We start from the raw sequence: 2,226 nt of genomic DNA, 5'->3' as shown, positions 1-2,226 counted from the left end.
TGCCCGCCCTCGCCGATCACGGTGTCGACTCCGTCGGGCAGGTCGTCCACCCAGTCGGCCCCCACGGTCTGCAGGGCCGCGCGCACCTCGGACAGGCCGGCCTCGGGGCGGGGAGCCCGGACGTTCTCGACGATCGACGTCGCGAAGGAGTGCACCTCCTGGGAGACCATGGTGATGCGCTGGCGCAGGGCGAGCGGGTCGACCTCGGCCAGCGACACCCCTTCCATCCGCGCGGTACCGCGCGTGGGGACCACGGACCCGGCGGCGACCAGCGCCAGGGTGCTCTTGCCTGCACCGGTGGAGCCGACCACGGCCACCACCTCGCCCGGCGCGAGGGTCAGGTCGACGTCGATCAGGGCAGGTGCTCCCTCGCCGTACGAGTGGCTGACGCCGGCCAGCTCGAGGGCGCCGGGCTGGTTGGTGAGGGGCTGGTTGGTGACGGGCTGGGCGCCGGGCTCGTCGTTGACGGGCTCGAGCGTGGCCGTGCGGTCGGGCACGGGCATGGTGATCACCCCGACCATCCGGACCAGCGAGGCCCCGGCGGACTGGACCTGGTCGACCATGCCCACTAGCGCGCCGATCGGGTTGAACAGCCGGTGGAACAGCAGCGCGGCGGTGGTCACGGCGCCGGCGGTGAGGGTGCCGGCGTCCACCAGGACAAAGCCGACGACCAGCAGCAGCCCGAGGACCGTGACCTCGGCGCGGTTGTTCCGGCTGAAGGCGCGGGTGACAAAGTAGAACACCCGGATGGACAGGTCCCGCGCGTGCCCGGAGGCCGCGGTGATCCGGTCCAGCTCGGAGTCCTGGGCATCAAAGGCGTGCAGGGTCCGGGATCCGGTGATGCCGCCGAGGAGTCGGCTGGCGCGGGTACCGAATGCTGCCCGCTCCGCGGCGTAGATGGGGCCGGACCGGGGCAGGTACCAGCGCAGGGTGGTCCAGTACATGGGCAGCGCGACCAGCCCCACCAGTCCGAGCCGCCAGTCGACCGCGGCCAGGCCGATCCCCGAGACGATCACGGTGAACAGTGACTGCACCACCAGCGGGACCACGGCGGTGGCGGCCTGGCTGATCTCGCGGGCGTCCTCGGCCACGCGGGAGACCAGGTCGCCGGTCTCGGTGGTCTCCATCTGCGCGGCGCCCAGTTGCAGGGAGCGGTCCATCACCATCTCGCGCAACCGAGCCACCGTGGGCTCGGTCAACCGGGCGAGCCACGCCTGGCCCGCCCAGGCACAGCCGGCGCCCACGATGCCTGCGGCGGCGATCGCCCCCGCGCCCACCCACACCGCGGTGTAGTTCTGGCTCCCGGGCAGGACGTCGACCAGCCAGCCGATCACCCACGGCGCCACCAATCCCGCGACGGACGCGACCAGGCCGGTCAGGCACACCAGGATCAGGTAGAGGCGGCGTTCGGTGAGTAGCGGTGACAGCACGGCGAGGGACTCGCGGCCGCTCGCCAGTGGAAGGGTCCCCGTGGTGACCAGGGCCCCGGCGCTGTCCGGCGCTTCTGCAGCCCTGGTGTCAGTGCTGCTCGTGTCGGTGCTGCTGGTTTCGGTGCTGCTCATCGGTCGACCGCCGATCGGTAGGAGGCGGAGGTCTCGCGCAGCTCGAGATGGGTGCCGGAATGCGTCTCACCGCTCCGCGGGAGGTGGACCACCCGGTCGGCGGTCGCGAGGAACGGCGGCGATGAGGTGACGATCAGCGTCGCCTGCCCCGGCCGACTCGTGCGCACGCGGCGCACGGCCTGGGCGATCTCCCACTCGGTCACCGCGTCCACGGCGCTGGTCGGATCGTGCAGCACCAGCACATCCGGGTCGGCGTGCAGGGCGCGGGCCAGCGCGATCCGCTGACGCTGGCCGCCGGAGAGGTTGCGTCCCCCCTCCTGCACCACGTGGTCCAGCCCGTCGGGCAGGTGCTCGACGATCTCCGCGACGGCCGAGGCCGCCAGGACCTCATCGGAAATCGGGTTGTCGTCGTCGTCAATTGGCTTGCCACCCAGCGCGGCATCACCCGGGGCGTCGTCACCGAGCGCGTCGTCACCCAGCGCGTCGTGGCGCATCGCGATGTTGGATCGGATGGTGCCGACGAACAGGTCCACGCGGTGGGGGGCGACGACGACGTGGTTGGCGATCGCCGGGGCCAGGCGGCTGCGTCGATGCCCGCCCACCAGCACGGCGTCGGCGCCGTCGCTGTGGCCGGCGATCGCCAGCGTCACCGCCTCGGCGGCGG

General features: G+C 72.6%; 2 protein-coding genes. Both read right to left on the bottom strand.

Annotation, left to right across the window (positions count from 1 at the left end; translation table 11 throughout):
- Positions 1-1,562: ABC transporter ATP-binding protein (locus G6017_RS14980; RefSeq protein ID WP_241731581.1), on the bottom strand; the 1,562-nt coding region annotated here is incomplete at its 3' end.
- On the bottom strand, positions 1,559-2,226 hold a 668-nt coding region (locus G6017_RS17260), incomplete at its 5' end, for an ATP-binding cassette domain-containing protein (RefSeq protein ID WP_182618070.1). The genes G6017_RS14980 and G6017_RS17260, both read right to left, overlap by 4 nt.

Origin of the sequence: Dietzia sp. B44 (assembly GCF_014145245.1) — a bacterium.
Taxonomy (GTDB): domain Bacteria; phylum Actinomycetota; class Actinomycetes; order Mycobacteriales; family Mycobacteriaceae; genus Dietzia; species Dietzia natronolimnaea.
The sequence above is the reverse complement of the archived record's forward strand: the minus strand, read 5'-3'. Positions and strand labels throughout refer to the sequence as shown.